This is a genomic window from Catonella morbi ATCC 51271 (assembly GCF_000160035.2).
In the GTDB taxonomy this organism is placed as follows: Bacteria; Bacillota; Clostridia; order Lachnospirales; family Lachnospiraceae; genus Catonella; species Catonella morbi.
The window spans coordinates 35,869-52,114 of record NZ_KI535371.1; the positions used below are offsets into that span (position 1 = coordinate 35,869).

Annotated in this window: 15 protein-coding genes and 1 other annotated feature; of the genes, 13 read left to right on the plus strand and 2 right to left on the minus strand. The window is 38.2% G+C overall.

Annotated elements, in window-relative coordinates; translation table 11 throughout:
- Positions 1 to 118: 118 nt before the first annotated feature.
- From coaD to GCWU000282_RS14750, 6 genes are all read left to right on the plus strand, one after another.
- Positions 119 to 598, plus strand: coding sequence for a pantetheine-phosphate adenylyltransferase (coaD, locus tag GCWU000282_RS14725; RefSeq protein WP_023355979.1), 480 nt, complete (start codon positions 119 to 121; stop codon positions 596 to 598).
- A gap of 46 nt (positions 599 to 644) precedes the next feature.
- Positions 645 to 874 (plus strand) — a binding site (T-box leader).
- Positions 875 to 943: 69 nt separating this feature from the next.
- Complete coding sequence (locus GCWU000282_RS14730; RefSeq protein WP_035041378.1) at positions 944 to 2,038, plus strand: ABC transporter substrate-binding protein; 1,095 nt, start codon at positions 944 to 946, stop codon at positions 2,036 to 2,038.
- Positions 2,039 to 2,123: 85 nt separating this feature from the next.
- Positions 2,124 to 3,005: an ABC transporter permease gene (locus GCWU000282_RS14735; RefSeq protein ID WP_035041380.1), complete on the plus strand. Its 882-nt coding sequence runs from the start codon at positions 2,124 to 2,126 to the stop codon at positions 3,003 to 3,005.
- Positions 3,002 to 3,775 (plus strand): ABC transporter ATP-binding protein, encoded by a 774-nt coding sequence (locus GCWU000282_RS14740; protein WP_023355982.1) that lies wholly within the window; start codon positions 3,002 to 3,004, stop codon positions 3,773 to 3,775. The genes GCWU000282_RS14735 and GCWU000282_RS14740 overlap by 4 nt, the downstream gene beginning before the upstream one ends.
- A gap of 78 nt (positions 3,776 to 3,853) precedes the next feature.
- A complete protein-coding gene (locus GCWU000282_RS14745; RefSeq protein WP_023355983.1) occupies positions 3,854 to 4,435 on the plus strand; it encodes a rhomboid family intramembrane serine protease in 582 nt (193 codons plus the stop codon).
- A 1-nt stretch (position 4,436) separates the two neighbouring features.
- Complete coding sequence (locus GCWU000282_RS14750) at positions 4,437 to 5,471, plus strand: threonine aldolase family protein (RefSeq protein WP_035041382.1); 1,035 nt, start codon at positions 4,437 to 4,439, stop codon at positions 5,469 to 5,471.
- Here GCWU000282_RS14750 and GCWU000282_RS14755 read toward each other — a convergent pair.
- Together GCWU000282_RS14755 and GCWU000282_RS14760 are read right to left on the minus strand one after the other, a co-directional pair.
- The gene (locus GCWU000282_RS14755) at positions 5,468 to 6,466 is read right to left on the minus strand and encodes a hypothetical protein (RefSeq protein WP_023355985.1); all 999 of its coding nucleotides are present in this window, start codon (positions 6,464 to 6,466) and stop codon (positions 5,468 to 5,470) included. The two genes, GCWU000282_RS14750 and GCWU000282_RS14755, sit on opposite strands and share 4 nt — an antisense overlap.
- Positions 6,467 to 6,517: 51 nt before the next feature.
- Complete coding sequence (locus tag GCWU000282_RS14760) at positions 6,518 to 7,810, minus strand: ATP-binding protein (protein WP_035041384.1); 1,293 nt, start codon at positions 7,808 to 7,810, stop codon at positions 6,518 to 6,520.
- Between the two features lie 273 nt (positions 7,811 to 8,083).
- On the opposite strand from GCWU000282_RS14760, the gene GCWU000282_RS14765 reads away from it, so the two are divergent.
- From GCWU000282_RS14765 to fliW, 7 genes are all read left to right on the plus strand, one after another.
- Positions 8,084 to 9,340, plus strand: a complete 1,257-nt coding sequence (locus GCWU000282_RS14765) for a diaminopimelate decarboxylase (protein ID WP_023355987.1) — start codon at positions 8,084 to 8,086, stop codon at positions 9,338 to 9,340.
- A gap of 174 nt (positions 9,341 to 9,514) precedes the next feature.
- Positions 9,515 to 9,790, plus strand: coding sequence for a flagellar biosynthesis anti-sigma factor FlgM (flgM, locus tag GCWU000282_RS14770; protein ID WP_023355988.1), 276 nt, complete (start codon positions 9,515 to 9,517; stop codon positions 9,788 to 9,790).
- 36 nt (positions 9,791 to 9,826) lie between these two features.
- Positions 9,827 to 10,339: a flagellar protein FlgN gene (locus GCWU000282_RS14775; RefSeq protein ID WP_023355989.1), complete on the plus strand. Its 513-nt coding sequence runs from the start codon at positions 9,827 to 9,829 to the stop codon at positions 10,337 to 10,339.
- A 21-nt stretch (positions 10,340 to 10,360) separates the two neighbouring features.
- Complete coding sequence (gene flgK / locus GCWU000282_RS14780) at positions 10,361 to 12,262, plus strand: flagellar hook-associated protein FlgK (RefSeq protein ID WP_023355990.1); 1,902 nt, start codon at positions 10,361 to 10,363, stop codon at positions 12,260 to 12,262.
- 34 nt (positions 12,263 to 12,296) lie between these two features.
- Entirely contained in the window at positions 12,297 to 14,153 is a 1,857-nt protein-coding gene (flgK, locus tag GCWU000282_RS14785; RefSeq protein ID WP_023355991.1) for a flagellar hook-associated protein FlgK, read from the plus strand.
- 48 nt (positions 14,154 to 14,201) lie between these two features.
- Positions 14,202 to 15,728, plus strand: coding sequence for a flagellar hook-associated protein FlgL (gene flgL / locus GCWU000282_RS16105; RefSeq protein WP_051384212.1), 1,527 nt, complete (start codon positions 14,202 to 14,204; stop codon positions 15,726 to 15,728).
- A gap of 46 nt (positions 15,729 to 15,774) precedes the next feature.
- Complete coding sequence (gene fliW, locus GCWU000282_RS14795; RefSeq protein ID WP_023355993.1) at positions 15,775 to 16,242, plus strand: flagellar assembly protein FliW; 468 nt, start codon at positions 15,775 to 15,777, stop codon at positions 16,240 to 16,242.
- The last annotated feature ends 4 nt before the right edge of the window (positions 16,243 to 16,246 follow it).

The following is a 16,246-nucleotide window of genomic DNA, read 5'->3' on the forward strand; positions in this document are numbered from 1 at the left end:
ACAAAAATCTCTCCGAGGGATGCGCAGCTCACGGCAGGGAAGTTTGCCTTACGGCACCGTTAGCGCGCGAAGTGTGTGCAAGTACACACTGTTTTACATTGCATATTTGGAGGTACTTATGGTAAAAGCGGTATATCCGGGAAGTTTTGATCCGGTGACAAATGGTCATATAGATGTAATTACAAGGGCAGCAGCTATAGTAGATGAAGTTATAATAGGTGTACTTGTAAATAAGAAAAAATCGCCCTTTTTTACTATGGAAGAAAGATTTGAAATGCTTAAAAAATCGGTGGAAGATATTCCGAATGTAACAGTAAAAACCTTTGAGGGTACAACTGTGGATTTTGCTAAGGAAAATGATGCAAGGATTATAGTCAGGGGGCTAAGAGCGGTTACCGACTATGAAAATGAAATGCAGATAGCTCAGACCAACAGGCAGATTTGCGAGGATATAGAAACTTTGTTTCTGATAACCTCATTGGAGTACGCATTCTTAAGCTCAACCATAGTGAAGGAAATAGCCTCTTTTGGAAAAGATGTTTCAAGCTGGGTGCCAAAGGTTGTGGAAGATAGGTTAAGGGAAAAGTTTAAATATTAATTTTTTTCTATTGACATCTTCACTTTAATGAGTTAAGATATCAAAAATCAAACCTGTGAGGGAGAGTAGTAGTTAAGCGGTACTCATACCAGAGAGCTGTGATGGTGGAAATCAGCATGAGAAAACTTAGTGAATGGACTCCTGAGGGCCTGCCTGAATAAAGTAGGGTAAGACGGAGTGATGACCGTTATTCTCATTACCTGTGTGATGGCATAGGGTTAAGATGGTGCATTAGCATCAAATTGGGTGGCAACGCGGATAATATTCGCCCCAAGCAGAAGGAAACTTCTGCTTGGGGCTTTTTGTGTAGGTCCATTAGCTTACACCAATGAAAGGAGAAAACATATGAAAAGAACAAACAAAATCGCAGCATTAGGACTTGCACTTACTTTAATGGTATCAGCACTTACAGCTTGTGGCGGAAACAAGCAGCCATCGGCAGCCTCCGGCGGTACGGAAAGTACAGCCAAATCTTCCGCAAGCTCGGGAAATCAGGCAGCTTCAGGTAGTTCGGACTCAACAAAATTAGGCAGTCAGACAGGAAGTATAGACAAGGTAACAGTAGCAATAGGTCAGTTTGCAGAGCATGGCTCACTTGATAACTGCAGAGAGGGCTTTATAAAAGGACTTGCGGATGGCGGCTATAAAGAGGGAGAAAACCTTGAAATAATTTATGAAAATGCAAGCGCGGACAGCGGAATGGCAGCTCAGATAGCTAACAATTTTGTGGCTAAAAAAGTAAATTTAATCTGTGCAATCACAACTCCGATGGCACAGATAAGCTACAGTACAACTAAGGATACAGACATTCCTGTGATATATACGGCAATTACCAATCCGGTAGCGGCAGAGCTGGCGAAGGAAGATGGGACTCCGGTTGGCAATATTACAGGTACAAGCGACAAGCTCCCTATTAAAAAACAGCTTGAAATGATAAGAAAAGTTATGCCGGATGCAAAAAATATCGGTATTCTTTACTGCACAAGTGAAGTAAACTCTGAGATGTCAGTTAAGGAATATAAGGAAGCAGCTAAGGAATTTGGCTTTGAAATAATAGAGCAGGCAGTTACATCTCCTTCCGATGTACCACTTGCAACCGATAATATTTTAACAAAGGTTGATTGTCTGAATAATATAACAGATAATACAGTGGTAAACAGTCTTGATATAGTGCTTGACAAGGCTAAAAAAGCAGGCAAACCTGTATTTGGAAGCGAGATAGAGCAGGTAAAGAAGGGCTGTGTAGCAAGTGTGGGACTTGATTATGTACTTGTCGGTGAAGAAACAGGTAAGATGGCGGCTAAGGTACTTAAGGGCGAAGCAAAGGCAAGTGAGATGAAGTTTATAACTTTTGAAGAAGCTGATTTATATGGAAATGAAGAGGCTGCAAAGGCTTATGGACTTACACTTCCTGAGGGGTATAAAGAAGTAAGTAAATAAGGATAATTATTAGCGGTAAGTCTGAAGTATGGCTCGTGGTTACTTGATTTTAATAAAGGCTTAGATAATAGATGTGGAGGCTAAGATGCAGATAATACTGGGAGTGCTTACGGAGGGGCTGGTGTATGCCATCCTTTCCTTAGGTGTGTATATAACTTACAAAATACTTGATTTCCCTGACCTTTCCGTAGATGGAACATTTCCACTCGGAGCGGCGGTTACGGTAGCTATGATTCTTATGGGAGTGCCGATTCCCCTTGCTATGTTTGTGGCAACATTAGCAGGAGTGATATTTGGAGCAATAACGGGAATTATTCATGTAAAGTTTAAAATTCGTGACCTCATTTCGGGAATTGTAGTTATGACGGCTCTTTATTCTGTAAATCTTAGGATAGCAGGAAAGGCTAATGTTCCTCTTTTCAGTAAACAGACTTTATTTGAAAATGATTTTCTGGGGAAGATATTTCCGGAAGGAATGAGAATGTACAGCAATCTGATTATACTTGTTATAATAGTTATAATTACAAAATTACTGCTTGATTTTTACCTTAAGACAAAGTCAGGCTTCTTACTTCGTGCGGTAGGAGATAACGAAGTGCTCGTAACCGGTCTTGCAAAAGATAAGGGAAATGTTAAAATTCTTGGACTTGCCATAGCAAACGGACTTGCAGCCCTTGCAGGTAGTGTATACTGTCAGATGAACGGCTTCTTTGAAATATCGACCGGTACGGGTACAGTGGTTATAGGACTTGCAAATGTAATTATAGGCATAAGTCTTGTAAAACATTTTAATTTTATCAAGCCTACTACAGCTGTAGTAATAGGAGCAATTGTTTATAAAGCCTGTGTATCCATAGCTATTTCGCTGGGACTTGCCGCATCTGACTTAAAGCTTATTACAGCAGGACTTTTATTTTTGATTCTTGCAGCGGGCAATCTTAAAAAGAGAAAGGGAGGCAAGGCATGATAGAGCTTAAGAATATTTACAAATATTACAATCCCGGCACTGTTAATGAAATGTGCCTCTTTGAAGATTTTAACCTGAATATTAAAAAAGGTGAATTCGTATCTGTTATAGGAAGTAACGGCTCAGGCAAGACTTCTATGTTAAATCTTATTTGTGGCAGTATCCCTCTTGATAAAGGGGATATTGTAATAGAGGGAAAGAGCATAGCAAAGCTTCCGGAGTATATAAGAAACAGGAGAATAGGGCGGGTATATCAGAATCCTTCGCTTGGCACCTGCCCTGAAATGACAATACTAGAAAATCTTTCTCTTGCGGATAATAAAGGAAAGAAGTTCGGACTTTCTTTTGGAATAAATAAGACAAGGATAGATTATTATAAGGAAATTTTATCGGGACTTGGGCTGGGACTTGAAGAAAAGTTAAATACCAAGGTAAAGTCGCTCTCGGGCGGACAGAGACAGGCTCTTACCCTGCTTATGTCAACGCTTACACCTATTGAATTTCTTATACTTGATGAGCATACTGCGGCTCTTGATCCAAAAACTGCCGACCTTATTATGGAGCTTACTGACAAGGTGGTTAAGGAGAAAAAGCTGACTGCGATTATGGTAACTCATAATCTCAGATATGCAGTAGAGTATGGTAACAGGCTGCTTATGATGCATCAGGGAAAGGCTGTAATAGATAAGACAGAAGAAGAAAAGACAAAAATAACGGTAGATGATATATTGGGGAAATTTACGGAAATTAGTATTGAGTGTGGGAACTAATGGTGCTATATTATTACTATCACTCATTATGTGGAAAGAAGAGCAGTAATGCAGATAATTTTTAAGGAGTAGGAGACAATGAAAAAAGGACTTAAGATTTCTATTAATTCACCGGTAGTATTGGGATTTTCAGCGATTTGTCTGATTGCACTTGTGTTGAGTATAGTTACAAATGGAACGACAAATAAGCTGATTTTTATGACTTATCATTCATCACTGACCAATCCGCTTACCTACCTTAGATTTTTTACGCATGTTTTCGGACATAGCGGAGTGGAACATTTTATGGGAAATATAACATATATTTTACTTTTAGGTCCGCTTCTTGAAGAAAAATACGGAAGTAAGCTGCTCATTCATTCGATAATAATTACTGCTCTGATAACAGGAATTGTAAATTATATACTTTTTCCGAATATAGCACTTTGCGGAGCAAGCGGAGTGGTATTTACATTTATTTTACTTAGCTCATTTACAGGGTTTAAGGACAGAGAAATCCCTCTTACTTTTATTTTGGTAGCTGTTATCTTCATAGGGCAGCAGGTGTACGAGGGAATTATGGTTCAGGATAATATTTCAAATCTCTCCCATGTACTTGGAGGCGTGGTAGGCTCGGTTATGGGATATTTGTTAAATAAGAATGGGATTAAGAGAGGGTAAAATGATCAGATTTAACAACGATTACAATAAGCCTGCACACAGTGAGGTGCTTAAGGCGATAAATGATATAAGTGATGTAAGTTATCCGGGATATGGACTTGATGAGCTTTGTGAGAAGGCTAAAGCAGAGATAAAAAAGTATATAAATAAACCTGAAGCAGAGGTGCATTTTCTGGTAGGAGGCACTCAGACCAACTTTATAGTAATAGCTTCTGCACTTAGAAACTACCAAAGTGTAATCAGTGCAGACTCAGGTCACATAAGCGTACACGAAACCGGAGCCATAGAAAATACAGGGCATAAGGTTGAAACTGCAACAGGAAAAGACGGAAAGCTTACAGCGTCTCAGGTTCGTGAAGTGGCTGAAAATTATAAGATAAGTGGTGTGAAAGAGCATATTACAGAGCCTAAGATGGTATATATTTCATTTCCTACAGAATTTGGAACTATATATTCTAAAAAAGAACTTGAAGCTATAAGCGCAGTCTGCAAGGAATACGGACTTTATTTTTTCGCGGATGGAGCAAGGCTTAGCTATGGACTGGCAGCAGAGGGAAATGATGTGACTATGGAAGACTTAGCAAATTTAACAGATGTATTCTACTGCGGTGGTACAAAATGCGGTGCTATGTTTGGAGAAGCTGTTGTTATTACAAATAAAGAGCTGATGACAGGTTTTAGAAGTTATATGAAGCAAAACGGCGCCCTGCTTGCCAAAGGCTGGCTTTTAGGAGCGCAGTTTAACGCACTCTTTGAAAATGGTCTTTATTTTAAAATAGCTGAATCTGCTGTTAAGTATGCTATGAAGATTAAGAAAGCCTTCAAGGACAAGGGCATAAAAGCCTATATAGAAAGCCCAACCAATCAGCAGTTTGTAATACTTACACAGACTCAGATGGATAAACTTTCTGCTAAGTATGCCTTTGAATATGAGGGAAGATATGATGAAACTTCTCATATAGTAAGGTTCTGTACCAGTTGGGCTAATACTGAGGAGGAAGTGAATGAACTTGTAGGGGATATTGGGAGAATTTAATTCTTTCCCGTCACAGTATGAGTTTCGCCTGCCTCTACCTTTTTCTCTACAGACGGAGTAGTAACAGTAAGGGCACTGTCAGTATTATTTGTGACCGTTATAGGAGTTTTATAGTTTAATGTGGTTATCTTGGAGTCTTTGGCTCCGCCATTTACTACAAGAGTAGTCCTTGCATCTGTGTAAAGGTCGATGTTTTTACTTGCAGTTACACCGGTTTCTTCCGCGCTTTCCTTAATTGCTATCACATCTTTCTTTTTGTTTTTACCACTTATTTTAATGTCTGACTTTGCAAGTACAAAGATATTGCAGAGGGCTTTATTCCTATCAGATACAAAATCCAAGGAAGAAGGTTTTTCTAAATGTATGGCATTTACAACGGCATTTTTCCCGGAAGATTTAAGATTTATTTTTGTATTATCCTTTTGTGAGTAAAGATAAGACAGTTGTCCTAAAACTTCTATTTTAGCATTCTCAGTACTGATTAGCTTTACCGAATTAAGGGAACTTCCGGCTTCAATCTTAAGTGAGAGATTTTTTGTATTGCTTTCAAGATTTTTGCCAAAGTTTCCTTTTGGTATGGTAAAATCAGTTTTGCCGTTTACTATAATATCATTTACTTTGGTATTTTTTAGCAGGCTGGTAAGGGAAGCCTGATTTGTGGCATAGCCCGTACTATCTACAGTTATCTTTGCTTTAAGGGTGTATTTGAGCTTATTTTTATTGTAAATTTTGGCATAGACTACGGTCTTTCCTTTTGCCAGCCCTTTAACAGAACCTTTGTCTGATACGGAAGCGATGTTTTTATTACCTGCCGACCATTTGATTGTCAATTTCTTATCAATCCCTCTGATTTTAAGCTTATACCCCTGCTCTATATGTAGGTTCACAGAGGATTTATTGAGCACCGGTGTGGCTGCAAGTGCAGAGATTGTGTAAAATGCAGCTGTTATTAAAAATACAGACAGGGCTAATATAGGTAAATTTTTCTTTTTCATATTGCCTCCTTGGGTAAAGTATGAGGTAATTGTAGCATTAAAATGAAGGGACTACAATATCTCCCTAATCTTACCAACTAAATATAACGGAATATTAATTATTCTGCCATCTTCCCTATATCCTCTCTTGGAAAACCTTAAAGCATATTTTGGCTTATTATCTGCAACATATCTTTTAAAAGACGGAGCAGACTTATCTTCACCTGCCTTTACTTCAATAGGAATAATATCAGTACCATATTGCATCACAAAGTCTATCTCTCCGGCTTTATCTGAATAATATCTTGGTTCTACATCAAACTGCCCATGAAGTTGCTGTAACACATAATTTTCAGTCAAAGCTCCCTTGAACTGATAATCTGCTTTCAAAAGAATTGCACTATTATCTATGCCAGCCATTTGTTTTAATAGCCCGGTATCAAATACAAAAAGTTTAAATTGATCTAACTTGTCGAAGGCAGAAAGAGGGTGTTCCATTTTAGAAACATTGTTAACTTTGTTAAGCATGCCTGCAGAAACCAGCCATTCTATAGCCTCTTCAAAATCTCTTGCTCTTGCGCCGTCACGGACGGCACCATACATAAACTTCTCATTGGCCTTTGCAAGCTGTGAGACAATACTGCGAAAAACCATAAGTATGCGGCCGCTGTTAACCTTACCGTTATGCTTGGAAAAGTCATGTTCATAAAGTTCGATTAACTCCTGTTGAATACCTGCTATCTTTGCAGGATCTTTATATTTTAACCAAGAAGCCACACATTCGGGCATTCCGCCTATTATAAGATAATTATTGTATATATCTAATAGGCTGTTATGAAAAATATCTTCAATATATTCTCCCTTTTGAATAGTCTTATAATACTCAAATAGATTGGGACTGACCGCCTCAAGAAATTCATCAAAGGTAAGCGGATATATATTGAGAAGATTAACCATTCCCACAGGGTAAGATTTTGGTTTTGCAAGCAGTGTTCCAAGCAGACTTCCGGCAGCAATTACATGATATTCATTGGCTTTTTCTTTAAAATATTTGAGTGTATTAAGAGCTTCGGGGCATTCCTGAATTTCATCAAAAATGATTAAAGTGCTTTCGGCTAATATCTTTTCACCGGAAATCATTGATAATAATTCGATTATTCGGTGTGGATTCTTATTTATTTCAAAAATAGACTTAAGTTCGTCATCTTCATCAAAGTTAAAATACACATAACTATTATAATAAGTTTTGCCAAACTCCTTCATTATCCATGTTTTGCCAACCTGTCTTGCACCTTTTAGAACCATGGGTTTTCGCTCTTCACTGTTTTTCCAGATTATCAGCTCTTGTAGGACATTCCGATTCATATACAAACCACCGCCTTTTAATTTTAACACATTTTTCTTGATTAATAATATAAAAATAACACATTTTTCTGCGTTTTTCAATAAAAAATAACACATTTTTCCAAACTTATAGATTCGACTTGTACCATTTAAGAAAAACAGGCATAACAAATTTGTAGAAGTCAATAAAAGTAGACGCAAAAAATATAAAAACATCCTGACAGGTTGACAAAACTTCCGTCTTATAATACCATATAGATATTGTATACAAGTATACCAACAACGGGAGGCTGTATGAAAAAGATACCATTTGTAACCTTGGATGAAGTTAGAGAAACAGTAAAAACCTATCCGACACCTTTTCATATTTATGATGAAAAAGGGATTCGTGAAAATGCAAGAAATCTGAAAAAAGCATTTAGCTGGAACAAGGGATTTAAGGAATATTTTGCGGTAAAGGCAACTCCTAATCCATATATATTAAGTATTCTTAAAGAGGAAGGCTGCGGAACGGACTGTTCATCTCTTACAGAGCTGATGATGAGTGAAGCCTGTGGGATAACAGGTGAGAATATCATGTTTTCTTCAAATGTTACCCCTGCCGAGGAATATGTTAAAGCAAGAGAGCTTGGGGCAATAATCAACCTGGATGATATTACCCATATAGATTTTCTTAAAGAATGTGCCGGCATACCTGAAAAAATAAGCTGCCGTTATAATCCGGGCGGAGTATTTAAGGTAAGCAATGATATTATGGACAATCCGGGCGATGCCAAGTATGGTATGACAAAGGTGCAGATGTTTGAAGCGTTTACAAGACTTAAAGAGCTTGGAGTAAAGGAGTTCGGTATTCATTCATTTCTGGTAAGTAATACCGTTACAAATGATTATTATCCTATGCTTGCTGCTGAACTATTTAAGCTTGCAACCGAGCTGAAAGAGAAATGCGATGTACATATCAGCTTTATTAACCTTTCAGGCGGAGTAGGTATCCCTTACCGCCCTGAACAGGAGGCGAATGATATCTTTGTTATCGGAGAAGGGGTAAGAAAGGCTTTTGAAGAAATCCTTGTACCAAGCGGAATGGGAGATGTAAGTATTTTTACCGAGCTTGGAAGATTTATGCTTGCACCGTTTGGACATCTTGTGACGAAGGCTGTACACGAAAAACATATTTACAAAGAATATATAGGAGTGGATGCCTGTGCGGCTAACCTTATGCGTCCTGCCATGTACGGAGCTTATCATCATATAACTGTACTCGGTAAGGAAGCTGATAAAGCAGAGTTTAAATATGATGTGACAGGTTCGCTTTGTGAAAATAATGACAAATTTGCGATAGATAGGATGCTCCCAAAGATTGATATGGGAGACTATCTGGTAATCCACGATACCGGAGCGCATGGATTTGCAATGGGATATAATTATAACGGAAGACTTAGGTCAGCAGAACTTTTAAAAACTGAAAACGGAGAAGTTAAGCTGATAAGAAGGGCAGAAACTCCTATGGATTATTTTGCCACTCTTGATTATCCGGGCTTAAAAAACTAACTTAAGCCTAAGCTTAAAAAATTTTTTTCATTTTTTGTGATTTTTTTAGTTTAGGACTAAAGTATTTGCAAAGTTAGCCGATAAATAAATCAGAGATACTAATTAACTTTGGTAAGGAAATTTATTTATCGGTAATTTTTTTACACTAAATATGGTAAATGGAAGGTGACTGTTATGAGAGTAGATACTTACGGACAGATTTCAAATGCTTACAACGTGAGCAAAGCAAGAAAAACTGAGGCTGTTGCTAAAACAAGCAAGGGTAGTGATACTGTTGAAATCTCAAGTGCAGCTAAAACTTTTCAGGTTGCAAGGACAGCGGTAGCATCTGCTTCTGATGTTCGTGCGGATAAGGTTGCAAAGCTTAAAGCAGCAATCGAAGAAGGAAAGTATTCTGTATCCGGTAAAGATATAGCTGATAAACTTGTTGAGAAATATTTTGCGGTATAAACAGATAACTTTGGGCAGATTATAAGCGGAGGAGCTATGGCAAGCTTAATCGAAGAACTGATTATGGTTCTGGGTGATGAGGAGAAAATCTATAGCGAGATTATTCCTATTGCCGAGAAGAAAACCCAGATAATTGTGAACAATGACCTCCAGTCTTTAAACAGCATAACTGAGGAAGAGCAGGAATTATTAGGCAAAATCAGTAAGCTGGAAAAGAAAAGACAGGAGGTCATTCGCAATATTGGGATAGTAATGAATAAGAAGGAAAGCGAACTGAATTTCGTTACTATTATTGAATTGTTGGATGGACAGGAAAAAGAACAGGAAGAGTTAAGAAAGCTTCATGACAAGCTTAAAAGAACTATTGATGTTCTGTCCACGTTAAATGAGAGAAATCAAATGTTAATCAAACAGTCTTTGGAAATGATTGATTTTGATATAAATTTAATGCAAAGTCTCAGAACTTCACCGGGAGTCGGACAGTATAATATTGCTTCCGAAGTGGAGATGCAGGGAATGAAAAGCGGAATGTTTGATGCGAAGAGTTGATAATAGTCTGGGAGATAAGATATGGGTTTAATGACGAGTTTCGGCGTAGGAGTTTCAGGGTTAAATGCGGCTCAGAACTCCTTAAATGCTACTGCACATAACATTACAAATGCAGATACAAAGGGCTATGTACGTCAACAGGTGTTGACTGTTGATAAAGAATATGCAAAAACAGCAACTGTCAGAGGAATGGACCAGACAGGGCATGGAACAATTATAGATAAAATAAGACAGCTCAGAGACAGGTTTCTTGATGCTGCCTACAGAAAAGAATCAGGAAGACACGGCTTCTATCAGGCTCAGGCTGAAGCTATAACTGAGGTAGAGAATCTCTTCGGAGAACTGGAGGGAACTACTTTTCAGAGCTCGATGGAAGGGCTTTGGAAGGCGGTACAGGAACTCCAGAAAGAGCCTGAAAGTAAAGTGGCAAGAACTGCTTTGGTTGAGACTGCCAATACTTTTATAGAACGCTGTCAGAGTATAAGTACACAGCTTAAAAGCTTTAGTCAGGATCTTAATCTCAAAGTTAAAAATACAGTTGACCGGATAAATACCATAGGTAAAAGAATAGACGAACTAAATACTTTAATCCGTAAAGAAGAGGCGGGTGAGCAGGAAGCCAATGACTACAGAGATGAACGTAATAAGTTATTGGATGAACTTGGCGGCTATGTGAAAATGAGTTATAAGGAAGTGCGTGATGGTACTATACTTGTAACTGTTGAGGGCACCCAGTTTGTGACTGAGTTCGGTGTAAATGAAATAGGTCTTAAGACTACCGATGACGGACTTAATCTCCATACACCGGTATGGAATTTTGATACAAATGATGATGGTGAACCGAGAGAAGTATTTAATTTTTCTGTTCCGCCTACAGCAGCGGCAGATACAGATATAGGCTCACTTAAGGGCTTGCTTCTGTCAAGAGGAACTCAGGGAAGGTATACGGATATTCCGGTACAGCCAAAACCTGAGGATTATGAGAATGGCGAAGAAGATGAATACTATATAAGTGCAATGAGGGCTTTTGAAGAGGCAAAAACAAACTACAACAATAGAACAGCACCATCTCTTCTAACCAACACAGAAGCACAGTTCGACCAACTGATACATGGACTTACCACCATGATTAATGATGTACTTGCACCAAACCTTACAGCCACCTGGACAGATGGCGGAACACCGATTTGGAGAAATTCGGAAGGAAAAATCCTGGAGGGAGATGAAATTCCTCCTATAGATATAGATGACCTGGATGAGTACAAAATAGAAGAAAAAGACGCACTCGGTAAGCCAACGGGAAGATATAAGGTATCTATTCTTGATACTAAAAATGCTCCTGTAAGTTCAGACAGCTCAAAGACACCGGGGAATGCGCTTTTTGAGAGGAAAAGCAGACCTCGTTATAAGGAGCTGGACTTAGAAATGGATGGAAAAAAGGTAATGCTCTACAACAGTGAGGATTACGATCCAAACAATGAGGATTCAAAATATTCCATGTACTCAATGGGAGAATTGGAAGTAAATAAAAATATAAGGGAGAATGTTTCCCTCATTCCTTTAAGCTACAATACAAACACAGGTGACTACAGTATGGATACGGCTGCAAAACTTAATAAGATATGGGATAAGAAATTTGCGGTATTAAATCCAAATACTTTAACCAAGAATGACATTATGGAATACTACACATCATTTACTTCTGAGATTGCCAATACAGGTCACACACGTAAAGCTCTTGCAAAGAGCCAGGATGTAACCAAGACAAGTGTTGATAATCAGAGACAGCAGGTACTTGGAGTATCATCGGATGAAGAGCTTACACATATGATTAAATTTCAGCAGGCCTTTAATGCAGCTTCCAGGTATATAACTGTTATAGATGAGATGCTTGAACATGTGGTTACAAGACTTGGAAGCTAAAAGGCTTCCGTTAATATTAAGATAGGAGACAGATATGCCATCAACATTTTTTGGATTAGATATAGGTACTACGGGACTTCATACCTACCAGGCGGCGCTTAACAATACTGCGCATAATATTACAAATGCAAAAACCGAAGGCTACAGCCGTCAGCAGGTTAACCGTCAGGCAAAGGATCCGATTGCTATAGCACAGCGTTACGGAATGGTGGGAACAGGTGTTATTGCCAATAAAATTTCCCAGATAAGAGATGAGTACTATGATTTAAAATACCGCACAGCCAATACTGTTAACGGTGCATATGAGTCAAGGACATATTATCTGAAAAATATCCAAAATTTTCTGAATGAAATAAAAGATGGCGGGTTTAATACTAATTTTAAAAACCTTTTTAACGGCATGTCTGAGGTTGAGAAGGATCCAAGGAGTAAATCTGCCAGAGCTCAGATGGTGAATCAGGCTTATGCGCTTACAGAATACTTCAACAATCTGTCAGAAAATTTGAAAAATACCCAGAATGAGGTAAATTTTAATATTAAAAATACCGTAGATACTATTAATTCCTATGCAGACCAGATAGCTACACTGACCAAGCAAATCAACATGATTGAGGTAAGCGGAGGCTTTGCAAATGATTTACGCGATCAGCGTAACCTTTTGGTAGATAAACTTTCAGAACTTGCCGATGTAAGTGTAAAAGAAGAGAGAATAGGCGAAGAATTAAGCGGAAGCCTCTCCGGTGTTACTACATACACAGTTAAGATAAACGGAGGTTATCTGGTAAATAATTACAGAGCCAACAGGATTGAAACTGTTCCAAGAAATTATAAAAGCAATATAAATGATGTGGAAGGGCTTTACGATCTTAAGTGGTCGGACGGTCAGAACTTCTCTACACATAACAGCCATCTCGGCGGCAAACTCGGAGCTTTGTTTGAAATGCGTGACGGCAATAACAGGGCATCTCTCAGATGTAATGTGAAAGAGGCATCGGAAGGAGATACCGAGCTTACTTTGGAAGACACCAATATAAACAGTGTGGAAGCTATGAATTTCCCTCCAAAGGGGAGGATTACCGTTGGCGGTGAGGAATACGAATATACAGGCTTTGAAGTAAAAATAGAAAAAGATCCTGATACAGGGAAAGATAAGTTTAAATATATTTTTAAGCTCAAGGAAGATAAGCCTATAACCAAGGATATAACCGAGGATGATAAGATAGTGGCGAAGATAGGTGAACAGGTTAACTTCAAGGGAATTCCTTACTATATGGATCAGATAAATAATTTTGTAAGAAAATTTTCTAAAGAGTTTAACGAAATCCATAAGACCGGAGAAGACTTAGACGGAAACAAGGGAGCTGACTTCTTTACCGGTGTAGATGAAGTGACAGGCGAGAACTATAAGTTCAAAGTACCGGGCACCTTAGACGAAGACGGAAATGAAGTGACCGAGTTTTCTTCGGAAGATGAGACCTACTATAGGATAACTGCACATAATTATTCGGTTGCAAGAACATTTAAGGAAAATCCGAGTCTTATTGCGGCAGCAAAAACTATTTCTGATGGTGTTGAAAATACTGAAGTTATGAAGAAACTGGAAAATCTTCAAAAGGACAGAACAATGTTTGACCAGGGTAAACCTGAGGAATTTTACCAGTCATTGACATCTGATATAGGTGTGGATACAAAGACTGCCGAAACATTTTCAACAAATCAGGATAAGATGGTTAAGGCAATTAATAACCAGAGACTTTCCATCTCCGGAGTTGATAATGATGAAGAAGCGATGGATCTGGTAAAATTTAAGAATTGTTACAACCTTTCGGCTAAAGTAATTACGGTAATGAACGAAATATATAATAAGTTAATTAATGAAATGGCAGTGTAAATTAAAGTATTTGCACAAGCTTTATATATGTAGAAAGGACTTAAGGCTATGATGAGAGTTACCAACCAGATAATGACGAACAATACTCTTGCTAACATAAATACCAATAAGTTAAATCTGATGAAAATAGAGGAGCAGTATGAGACAGGCAAGAAGATACAGCGTCCTTCGGATGATCCTGTGGTAGCGATAAGAGCATTGAAACTCCGTAATAATCTTACAGAAATCAACCAGTACTTTAAGAAGAATGTTCCGGATGCAAAAAGCTGGATTCAGGTAACAGAAAGTGCGCTTACTCAGGTTACTGACATTTGTACTACCCTTCATGGTCTTGCAGATCAGGGGGCTAACGGAACTTTAACATCTACGGACCGTACCAGCATAATGAAGACTATGCAGCAATACAGGCAGCAGATTTACCAGGAAGGTAATGCGAATTATGCAGGCAGATATGTATTCACAGGTTACAAGACAGATACCAGTCTTACTTATTTAAATGATGATAAGAGCAAGCAATATACCATAACCGAAGAGTTTGATAAAACTGCAATCAAGACTAATTTACGCACCTACGGAGGCTATTCGGTAAAAGATTATGAGCCGGGCGGTGCCAATGAATTCTCAGAGCATCCTGAAAATCAGGAGATAAGTTATCTCAGGCTTGCATATAAAAAACTGGATGCAGCCGCAGATGGCTATCCTAAGCTTACATATAAGGATGAGGATGGAAACGAAGGTGACATAGATATTACTTCAACCGACGAAAACGGAGAAACAATTACATCAAATAGTCCGGATGCATATAAAAAGCCTGATAGCGGTGCAAAGTATATTGCAGATACAGGAGAGCTAATTCTTTCGGATGAGGCAGCCGAGCAATTAAAAAATTCAAAGGGATTCAATGTAGAGTATAATAAAACTGAGTTTTCAAACGGTGATGTTCGTCCTGAACATTATTTTAACTGTAAAGCGACACCGCTTGATGAAGACGGCAATCCTGTAGATGATGAAAGCAAGATTATTAACTATAAAAAAGAAGATCAGGATATAGAATATGAAGTAAGCTTTAATCAACGCTTACAGATTAATACTCAGGCAAAAGATGCACTTTCGCACGATCTCGGAAGGGAGCTTGATGGTATTCTTGCAAGTATTGAGGATGTGAATCTTGTAGAAAATAAATTGAAAGAAGTTGATAAACTTATAAGTAATACAAGCGATGCTACAGATTTGGCAAGCCTGAAGCGCCTGAAAGAGCAGATAAATACTGAGCTTACCCTTAAACAGAAGGTTATGCAGGAAAGATTTTCACAGTCTCTTGACAGTATTAAAAACTACCAGAATGTTGTAAATAAGAATATAGCAGATTTAGGAAGTCGTGATGCTAGACTTGAGCTTACGGAACAGAGACTTTCAGGGCAGACAGATGACTTTAAAGATCTTATGTCAAACAATGAAAATGCGGACCTTGCTGAGACAATTATTAATTTTAATGCACAGAAAGTTATATATAATGCTTCTCTTCAGGCGGGAGCAAAGGTGGTACAGAATACATTGTTGGACTTCTTGAGATAAGATATAAATAATAAAGACTGATTTTAGAAAAGAAAGAGGTGGAAGTATGCTTACGCAGACAAGATTTTTTGGTGAAGTTGACATTGAAGAAGAGAAAATCCTTACATTTGATAATGGTATTATGGGCTTTGAAGACATGAAACGCTGGACGATAATCTATGATATTGATAAAGGTTCTGACGGACCTATATCCTGGTTCCAGTCGCTTGACCTTGCGGAGCTTGCGCTTCCGGTTATCAGTCCTTATTCGGTGACAGCAAAATATGAACCTATAGTTGAAGATGAACTTTTAAAACCGCTTGGAGAATTTAAAGATGAAGAACTCGTTACACTTTTAACAATCACTATCCCAAGTGAGGATCCGAGCAAAACAACAGCTAACTTTAAAGCTCCGCTGCTTATCAATCCTAATAACCGTAAGGGTATACAGATTATTGTTAATAATGAGGACTATCCGATAAAATTCAGTATTTATGATTCGGTACAGAAAATGAAGGCAGAACAGGGTAAATAAGGGG